The organism is Kribbella sp. C-35 (assembly GCF_046549195.1).
In the GTDB taxonomy this organism is placed as follows: domain Bacteria; phylum Actinomycetota; class Actinomycetes; order Propionibacteriales; family Kribbellaceae; genus Kribbella.
On sequence record NZ_JAJPWG010000006.1, the window covers coordinates 596,003 to 604,653 of the forward strand.

An 8,651-nucleotide genomic window follows, 5' to 3' on the forward strand; every position below is an offset into this window, starting at 1 on the left:
CGTTTACAGGGATGCTTGGTTCAGTGGGTTCTTCACGTCGACGAGTACGTCGTCGCCGTCGAGGCGCACGGGGTAGATCGGCACCGGGTCGTACGCCGGCAGGCTGGTCGGCTCGCCAGTGCGCAGGTCGAAACGGGACCCGTGCAGCCAGCACTCGATCTCGCACTCGCCGACGTCACCCTCGGACAGCTGGATCTGCGCGTGCGAGCACTCGTCCCGCACCGCGAAGTACTGCCCTTCGCTCTTCACGACCGCGACCTCCACACCGCCGACCTCGACCGGGATCACACCCTCGTCGGGGACGTCGGCGGCGGCGCAGGCGCGCTCGAACGTGTCGCTCACTGACCGACGACCGCCTCTTCGCCCGATAGGCGCTGTGCCGATGCGCTCAACTCCGCGGCCCGCGCCAGCTTCTCCTCGATCACGTCGTGCAGGTGCTCGGTGACCTCGGGTACGCCGATCTTGCCGATGATGTCGTTGAAGAAGCCGGACACCACCAGCCGCCGCGCCGCGTCCTCGGGGATGCCGCGGGCCTGCAGGTAGAACAGCTGCTCGTCGTCGAACCGGCCGGTCGCGGACGCGTGCCCCGCGCCCTCGATCTCGCCGGTCTCGATCTCCAGGTTCGGCACCGAGTCGGCGCGGGCGCCGTCGGTCAGGACCAGGTTCCGGTTCAGCTCGAACGTGTTGGTGCCCTCGGCTGCGGCCCGGATCAGCACGTCGCCGATCCACACCGAGCGGGCGTGGTCACCGGCCAGCGCACCCTTGTAGATCACGTTGCTCTTGCAGTTGGCGGCCTCGTGGTCGACGAAGAGCCGGTTCTCGTGGTGCTGCGCGCCTTCGGCGAAGTAGACCCCGAGCAGTTCCGCGTCGCCGCCAGGTCCGGCGTACCGGACGTTGGTGCCGATCCGGACGATCTTGCCGCCCAGGGTGACGACGACGTGGTGGAGCTTCGCGTCCCGCCCGACCAGCGCATCGTGCTGGGCCAGGTGGATCGACTCGTGGTCGGCCTGCTGGATGCTGACCACGCGCAGCTCGGCGCCGTCGCCGACGACGACCTCGACGTTGCTGCTCAGGTCGCCCGCGCCGGTGTGATCGATGATCACGATCGCGCGGCTGTGCCGGCCGGCGTCCACGATCAGGTGGCTGAAGCCGCGGGCGCCGAGGCTCGCGACGTTCACGTGCACCGGCTCGGTCAGCTCGGCCTCGACCGGGATCCGGACCGCGAACGCGTCGCCGGCGTGGTTCCAGGCGACGGCCGCGGACCGGTCCTGCGGCTTGCCGACCTTCAGCGAGTCCGCGGCGACGGTCTCGAAGACGACGCCCTCCGGACCGGAGGCGTCGATCTTCGGGGTCTCGGTGCCGGCCGCGTCCTCGAACAGGGCCTTGAGCTGCTTGACCGGGGTGAAGCGCCACTCCTCCTCGCGTCCGTTCGGCACCGCGAAGTCGGCCACGTCGTACGACGTCGGCCGCTCGCTGCGCGCCTGGAGCGGGACCGGGGAACCCGGTCCGTGGGAATGTGCCCGGTTGCCGGTAGCAACCAGTGTCTCTGCCGAGGACATCAGCCGACGGCCCCTTCCATCTGCAGCTCGATGAGCCGGTTGAGTTCCAGCGCGTACTCCATCGGGAGCTCGCGGGCGATCGGCTCGATGAAGCCGCGGACGATCATCGCCATCGCCTCGTCCTCGGCCATGCCCCGGCTCATCAGGTAGAAGAGCTGGTCGTCGCTGACCTTGGACACGGTCGCCTCGTGCCCCATCGCCACGTCGTCCTCGCGGACGTCGACGTACGGGTAGGTGTCCGAACGGCTGATGGTGTCGACCAGCAGCGCGTCACAGCGCACCGTGGACTTGCTGTGGTGCGAGCCCGGCGCCACCTCGACCAGACCGCGGTACGACGTCCGGCCGCCGCCGCGGGCCACCGACTTCGAGACGATCGAGCTGGAGGTGTACGGCGCGTTGTGCACCATCTTGGAGCCGGCGTCCTGGTGCTGGCCCTCGCCCGCGAACGCGACCGACAGGGTCTCGCCCTTGGCGTGCTCGCCCATCAGGTACACGGCCGGGTACTTCATCGTCACCTTGGAACCGATGTTGCCGTCGATCCACTCCATGGTCGCGCCCTCTTCGCAGGTGGCGCGCTTGGTAACCAGGTTGTAGACGTTGTTCGACCAGTTCTGGATCGTCGTGTAGCGGCAGCGGGCGCCCTTCTTCACGATGATCTCGACGACCGCGGAGTGCAGCGAGTCCGACTTGTAGATCGGCGCCGTGCAGCCCTCGACGTAGTGCACGTAGGCGCCCTCGTCGACGATGATCAGGGTCCGCTCGAACTGGCCCATGTTCTCGGTGTTGATCCGGAAGTAGGCCTGCAGCGGGATGTCCACCTTGACGCCCTTGGGGACGTAGATGAACGAGCCGCCGGACCAGACCGCGGTGTTCAGCGAGGCGAACTTGTTGTCGCCGACCGGGATGACGGAGCCGAAGTACTCCTTGAAGATCTCCGGGTGCTCGCGCAGGCCGGTGTCGGTGTCCAGGAAGATGACGCCCTGCGCCTCCAGGTCCTCACGGATCTGGTGGTAGACGACCTCGGACTCGTACTGCGCGGCGACGCCGGCGACCAGGCGCTGCTTCTCCGCCTCCGGGATGCCGAGCTTGTCGTAGGTGTTCTTGATGTCCTCGGGCAGCTCTTCCCAGCTGGTCGCCTGCTTCTCGGTCGACCGGACGAAGTACTTGATGTTGTCGAAGTCGATTCCGGACAGGTCGGCACCCCAGGACGGCATCGGCTTGCGGTCGAAGAGCTTCAGGCCCTTCAGCCGCAGGTCGAGCATCCACTCGGGTTCGCTCTTCAGGGCCGAGATCCCGCGCACGACGTCGGCGTTGATGCCACGCTGGGCAACCGCGCCGGCGGCGTCGGAGTCGGACCAGCCGTACTGGTAGTTGCCGAGGCCTTCCAGTTCGGGGTGAGCGGTTTGCGTCATCGTGTAGTCCTCGCAGCTTCGCCGTCGGATACAGGGGGAACCGGGCTGGTACCCGGGATATGCGTCGTACAGACACCGTCGCCGTGGGCGATGGTGGCCAGTCGCTGCACGTGCTTGCCGAGGAGTCTCGAGAACACCTCGGTCTCGGCCTCGCACAGCTGGGGGAACTGCTCGGCCACGTGCGCGACCGGGCAGTGGTGCTGGCACAGCTGCTCTCCGTGGGCAGCTTTCGCCGTGGAGGCCGCATAGCCGTCCGCGGTGAGCGCCTGGGCGAGCACCTCGGCCTTCTGGTGATCGGGGGCCGCGTCGAGCAGCTCCCGGTAGCGTCGCTCCACCTCGGCGGACCGGCGCCGGGCGAACTCGGCCACGGCGTCGTCACCGCCGGCCTCGGCGATGAACCGCATCGCGGTCGCCGCGAGGTCGTCGTACGCCTGGTGGAAGGCGTGCCGGCCGGAGTCGGTCAGCACGAACACCTTCGCCGGGCGGCCGCGGCCGCGGGGGCCGTAGACGCGCTCCTCGCGGGATTCCACCAGGCCCTCGTCGAGCAGGTGGTCCAGGTGCCGGCGCACCGCCGCCGGGGTGAGTTCGAGCCGTTCCGCCAGCACCGCGGCGCTGGACGGGCCGTTGGTCAGGATCGAGCGTGCGACCCGGTCCCGGGTGGACTCGTCCCGCGCGCCGGCAGCGCCGTGGGACACGGCTCGGTCGGTCGCAGGAGTTTTCACAACATCAGTGTCGCGTAATTCACCGGGGCCTTCAAATAAGGCTCCCCTTACCGGTTCCCGCGGTCACGCGGGGCGCCGCGGGTGACCGTGAGCGAGGTCACTCCGGGGCGTTCTCTATGCTGCCGTTGTGCCAGTCGCGGTGGAGATCGACAACCTCGTCGTGCGGTACGGCGAGAAGACCGCGGTCGACGGTCTCAGTCTCACCGTAGCCGCCGGCACGGTGACGGCCGTGCTCGGCCCGAACGGCGCCGGCAAGACCACGACCGTGGAGACCTGTGAGGGCTTCCGGCGCCCGGACTCGGGCAGCGTCCGGGTCCTCGGCCTGGACCCGTTCGCCGACCACGACGACCTGATGCCGAAGATCGGCGTGATGCTCCAGGAGGGCGGCGCCTGGTCGGGCGTCCGCGCGGTCGAGATGCTCCGGTACGTCGCCACTTTGCACACCCACCCGCTCGACGTGCCCGCCTTGGTGGAGCGCCTCGACCTGGGCAGCTGCGGGCGAACGCCGTACCGGCGGCTCTCGGGTGGACAGAAACAGCGACTGTCCTTCGCGCTGGCGATCGTCGGACGGCCGGAGATCGCGTTCCTGGACGAGCCGACCACCGGGCTGGACCCGCACGGCCGGCGCGAGATCTGGCAGCTGATCCGCGATCTACGCGACGACGGTGTGACGGTCGTGCTGACGACGCACGCGATGGACGAGGCCGAGCAGCTGTCCGACCAGGTGCATGTCGTGTCGGCCGGCCAGGTGATCGCCTCCGGCACCCCGGACTCCCTCACCGAGCACCACACCAAGTCCCTCGAGGACGTTTTCCTCGAACTGACCGCGCCGAAGCGGGAGACGCGATGAGCAGCGCTGCGACGTACGCCCCACGGCCGGGCGGCGCGCCCTGGCCGCGGAAGGTGCTCGCGCACACCCGGATGGAATTCAAGCTGCTCGTCCGCAACGGCGAGCAACTACTGCTCGCGCTGGTGATTCCGCTCGGTCTGCTGCTCCTTCTCGGCGGGACCGGCCTCGGCGAGCGGCTGCCGCTCGGGAGCGGCCGGCCGATCGACGAAGCGGTCCCCCGGGTGCTCGCGCTCGCGATCCTGTCCTCGTCGTTCACCTCGCTGGCGATCGCGACCGGCTTCGAGCGCCGATACGGCGTCATCAAGCGCCTGGGCGCCTCACCACTGTCCCGCACCGGTCTGCTGGCGGGGAAGATCGGCGCGGTCCTGATCGTCGAGGTCATCCAGCTCGTCGTTCTGATCGGCACCGGGTTCGCGCTCGGCTGGAAGCCGATCGGCGGGTTCGAGGCCGTCTTCGGCGTCGTCCTCACAGTCCTGTGCGGTACGGCGGCCTTCGCGTCACTGGGTCTGCTGATGGCCGGCGTACTGCGGGCCGAGGCGACCCTGGCCGCGGCGAACCTGTTGTACCTGCTGCTGCTCGTGGGCGGCGCGATCATGACGCCCGTCGACGAGTACCCGGAGGGCATGCAAGGCGTCGTCCGTCTGCTGCCGAGTGCCGCGCTCGCCAACGGGATCGCGAATTCGACCGTAGAAGGGGTGATTCCGTGGGCGGCGGCGCTGTCGCTGGCACTGTGGGCAGGGGTGCTGGGGTACCTGGTCTCCCGCACCTTCCGCTGGGACTGACCTTTAGAGTGTGCCGGTGATGACGACCGAGACCCCGCCCCAAGAGACTGAGCCAGTCAGCGGATTCTGGCGACTGGTTCCCGAGCCGAGCCTGGACGTCGTCCGGCGCTGGGGCTGGGCGTCGGTCGTGGTGAACATCGGCATCGTGGTCACCGGCGGACTGGTCCGGCTGACCGGCTCGGGGCTCGGCTGCCCGACCTGGCCGTCCTGCACCGACGACTCGTACGTCCCGCACGCCGCCCTCGGCGTCCACGGCGCGATCGAGTTCACCAACCGGATGCTCGGGTTCGTCGTCGCGATCGTCGCGATCCTCACCTGGCTGGTGGTCATGCGCTACCGCCCGATCCGGCGGGACCTGCGCCGGCTGGCGACCGCGGCCGCGCTCGGGGTCCCGCTGCAAGGGGTGATCGGCGGCATCAGCGTGCTCACCGGGCTGAATCCGTGGATCGTCTCGGCGCACTTCCTGGTCTCGCCGATCATCATCACGCTGACCGTGGCCATGATGCGCCGGTCCCGGACCAGTCCCTACCCGCACACTCCCCCGGTGGTCCGCGCGCTCGCAACCGCCGCCGTGGTGGCGGTCTGGCTGACCGTTGCCCTCGGCACCATTGTCACCGGAGCCGGCCCGCACTCCGGCGACCCGGAGACCGGCCGCAACGGCTTCGATCCCGAGCTGGTCAGCCAGCTGCACTCCGATGTCGTCTTCGGCCTGTTCGGGATCACCATCGCGCTGGTGATCGCGACCCGCGTGACGGCCACGTCGCGGACGCTGCGCAAACTCGCCGCGTGGCTGCTCGCCATCGAGCTGCTGCAGGGCGTCGTCGGCTTCACGCAGTACTTCACCGGCCTGCCGTGGGGTGTCGTCCTTGTCCACATGTTCCTGGCCGGCCTACTGATCGCCCTCGTCACAGCCGTGTACGGCGAACGCGGGACGCCCGCCACCTGACGGGCCCTCGCCCGGCAGTGTCGACGGGAAGTGTCGAATCCGGGCCACCTTGTTCGTCGCAAGGGTCAGAGGCAGCTCACAAGGGCGCTGTCACGACCAAGGAGATGCCGACGATGCCGCACTCACAGGCCAAGGTCCACCGCATGTTCGAGCTCGTCGAGCCGATCGCCACCGTCACCTTCTCCGAGGGGCCGACCGAGGCGTTCCTGGCCCTCGGCATGCGCAACTACTGGGACGGATACTTCGCCGGCCGGGCCGCGCCGCTGGGTCTGGTGCCGGCCGAAGTTGTGCATGCGGTCTTCTACAACTTCGCCGACGGCGAGGTGGCGCGCCACATCCCGTGGGTCTGGGGCAAGACCACCCCTGAGGAGGCGATCGCCGTGCGCGAGCGGGGCAGCGCCGCCGCGCTGCGGCAGATGATCGGGGAACTTGCCGACTCCCCCGGTCTGGTCCGGGTCGCCGACCTCGCCACCCGTGCGGCGGTCAGCGCACCGACCGAGGGCCGAGCGCTGTACGCCGGCCTGCGGGCGATCGACATACCCGAGGAGCCGGTGGCCAGGCTCTGGCACGCGGCGACGCTGCTGCGCGAGCACCGCGGGGACGGTCACAACGCCGCCCTCGTCACCCACGGCATCGGCGGCACGGAGGCCCACGTCCTCCTGGCTCTCTCGCACGGAATGAGGCCGGAGGACTTCGGCCGGATCCACCACCTACCCAAGGCACAGCTGGCCGGTGTCGTCGACGGGCTGCGCGCCCGCGGCCTCGTGGACGCGGCCGGCGGGTTCACCGACGCCGGCCGGCAGACCAAGGAGCGGATCGAGGCCCTCACCGACGAGCTGGCGTCACCGGCGTACGACGTACTCAGCACGGACGAGCTCGACGAGCTGGTCGCCGGACTCGAGCCGATCGCCGCCGCAGCACACGCCCATTGACCCCGCGGGGCCGTGCGACAGGTTCTGGTGGGCTGAGACCTGATATCTCCTGTCCGCAGTGCCTAGAGGGTGTCAACGCCCGGGGTGAGTGGAGCCGACGGGGCAACCGCGGACGGCACGAACGCGAAGTGATACCCAAGCGCATTCAGTTGCCGTCAGCAACTTTTGACCAGATCCCCAACTCCACAAGGCCTTCTGGCATCCATTGGCGAACGCCCGCGAGTTGAGTTCATCGAACACATGTTCTAATATAGAAGCATGAGCGAGTGCGCGACCAGTTCTGTCGGCGGTGACCACCAGATCACCGCAGACGCAGCCGCGCGCACGACGACCCCCACCATCAGCACCACCGCTGTACCTTCGGCGCCTGGCCCTGCGGCGAGATCCGTCTCGACTCCTGGCTGGGCAGGCGTGGTGTCTGCGTGGAGTGCTTGGGATGACGAGTCGCTCGATGGTGGCTATGTGCCGGACGACCTGGCCTACCCGACCGATCCCGAACTCCCCGGCGGCCCGGCGGTCATCAGTGAGCAGGACCAGTTGGACGCCGAGCTGGACGCCTTGCTGGGCCGGAATCGGTTCTCGCGGGTGGATGAGTTGGAGTGGCAGGAGTGGGACGGTGTCGAGCAGGACGCCGCGGAACGGGAGATGTTGCTCCGGGAGGCGCCGGCCTGGGTGTTCTTGCCGCCCGGTGGTGCGCTGGCTGGCGCGTTGGAGGGGACCCGGCCGGAGGCGATGTCGCCGATGGCGCTGGTGGAGTTGATGAGGGCGGCGGACCGGCTGATCGGCTGGGGGGAGGCGATCAAGGCCGGTGCGACGGCGTCGTTCGTCCGGCAACGCCGAGCCGAGCACCGCGCGGCGCCGCGCCCGACCCAGATCGATTCCAAGGGCCGCCCGATCGACCCCGAGCGGTCCTGGCACGGCGAGATCGCGCTGGCGCTCGGGTTGTCCTCCAACACCGTGGGGCGGCGGGTGGAAACGGCGTTGCGTCTGACCTCGACGCTGTCCGCCACTCATACCGGCTTGCGGTGCGGGGCGCTAACCTGGGGCAAGGCGCTGGCGATCTCCGAGGCCACCAGCCAACTCCCGGATGAGGCCGCACGAGCCGTGGAGGCGCACGTGCTGAAACGCGCCGCGAAGCAGACCCACCGCAACCTGCTGGAGTCGTTGCGCCGCCAGGTCGCCAAACACACGACCGCGCACGCCGCCGACGACCACCGCTCCGCCACGGCCGAGCGCACCTGCAAGATCGTCCCCTTGGCCAATGGCATGGCCGGCCTGTGGATCGTCCACACCGCCGACAAGATCCAGCAGATGTGGGTCACCATCCAAGCCATGGCCATCCTCGCCAAACGCAACACCCCCACCACCAACCCCGGCCCCGCAGACACTCCCGGCAACCCAGCTCCCCGCAACCCAGCTCCCGGCAACCCAGCTCCCGGCAACCCAGC

The 8,651-nt window shown here is 69.2% G+C and carries 9 protein-coding genes; 5 read left to right on the forward strand and 4 right to left on the reverse strand.

Annotated features, from left to right (window positions below; translation table 11 throughout):
- Positions 1-3: 3 nt before the first annotated feature.
- The 4 genes from ACLJOO_RS37575 to ACLJOO_RS37590 are packed head-to-tail and all read right to left on the reverse strand — an operon-like array spanning position 4 to position 3,693.
- Positions 4-342 carry a non-heme iron oxygenase ferredoxin subunit gene (locus ACLJOO_RS37575; protein ID WP_131340840.1) on the reverse strand — a complete coding sequence of 113 codons (339 nt, stop codon included), beginning with the start codon at positions 340-342 and terminating at the stop codon, positions 4-6.
- Entirely contained in the window at positions 339-1,559 is a 1,221-nt protein-coding gene (gene sufD, locus ACLJOO_RS37580) for a Fe-S cluster assembly protein SufD (protein WP_410792456.1), read from the reverse strand. The genes ACLJOO_RS37575 and sufD overlap by 4 nt, the downstream gene beginning before the upstream one ends.
- Entirely contained in the window at positions 1,559-2,971 is a 1,413-nt protein-coding gene (sufB, locus tag ACLJOO_RS37585; RefSeq protein WP_410792458.1) for a Fe-S cluster assembly protein SufB, read from the reverse strand. The genes sufD and sufB overlap by 1 nt, the downstream gene beginning before the upstream one ends.
- The gene (locus tag ACLJOO_RS37590) at positions 2,968-3,693 is read right to left on the reverse strand and encodes a helix-turn-helix transcriptional regulator (protein WP_410792459.1); all 726 of its coding nucleotides are present in this window, start codon (positions 3,691-3,693) and stop codon (positions 2,968-2,970) included. The genes sufB and ACLJOO_RS37590 overlap by 4 nt, the downstream gene beginning before the upstream one ends.
- A gap of 139 nt (positions 3,694-3,832) precedes the next feature.
- On the opposite strand from ACLJOO_RS37590, the gene ACLJOO_RS37595 reads away from it, so the two are divergent.
- The 5 genes from ACLJOO_RS37595 to ACLJOO_RS37615 form a co-directional block, all read left to right on the forward strand.
- Positions 3,833-4,543: an ABC transporter ATP-binding protein gene (locus ACLJOO_RS37595; RefSeq protein WP_410792482.1), complete on the forward strand. Its 711-nt coding sequence runs from the start codon at positions 3,833-3,835 to the stop codon at positions 4,541-4,543.
- The gene (locus ACLJOO_RS37600) at positions 4,540-5,325 is read left to right on the forward strand and encodes an ABC transporter permease (RefSeq protein ID WP_410792460.1); all 786 of its coding nucleotides are present in this window, start codon (positions 4,540-4,542) and stop codon (positions 5,323-5,325) included. The genes ACLJOO_RS37595 and ACLJOO_RS37600 overlap by 4 nt, the downstream gene beginning before the upstream one ends.
- A gap of 19 nt (positions 5,326-5,344) precedes the next feature.
- Complete coding sequence (locus tag ACLJOO_RS37605) at positions 5,345-6,271, forward strand: COX15/CtaA family protein (protein WP_410792484.1); 927 nt, start codon at positions 5,345-5,347, stop codon at positions 6,269-6,271.
- Positions 6,272-6,384: 113 nt separating this feature from the next.
- On the forward strand, positions 6,385-7,203 hold the full coding sequence (locus tag ACLJOO_RS37610; RefSeq protein WP_410792462.1) for a MarR family winged helix-turn-helix transcriptional regulator: 819 nt from the start codon (positions 6,385-6,387) through the stop codon (positions 7,201-7,203).
- Positions 7,204-7,665: 462 nt separating this feature from the next.
- On the forward strand, positions 7,666-8,651 hold a 986-nt coding region (locus ACLJOO_RS37615; protein WP_410792464.1), incomplete at its 3' end, for a DUF222 domain-containing protein.

Excerpts from the sequence above, each read along its gene's own strand:
- ACLJOO_RS37600 (WP_410792460.1), top strand. The coding sequence starts at position 4,540 with ATGAGCAGCGCTGCGACGTACGCCCCACGGCCGGGCGGCGCGCCCTGG.
- sufB (WP_410792458.1), bottom strand. The coding sequence starts at position 2,971 with ATGACGCAAACCGCTCACCCCGAACTGGAAGGCCTCGGCAACTACCAG.
- ACLJOO_RS37610 (WP_410792462.1), top strand. The coding sequence starts at position 6,385 with ATGCCGCACTCACAGGCCAAGGTCCACCGCATGTTCGAGCTCGTCGAG.
- ACLJOO_RS37605 (WP_410792484.1), top strand. The coding sequence starts at position 5,345 with ATGACGACCGAGACCCCGCCCCAAGAGACTGAGCCAGTCAGCGGATTC.
- sufD (WP_410792456.1), bottom strand. The coding sequence starts at position 1,559 with ATGTCCTCGGCAGAGACACTGGTTGCTACCGGCAACCGGGCACATTCC.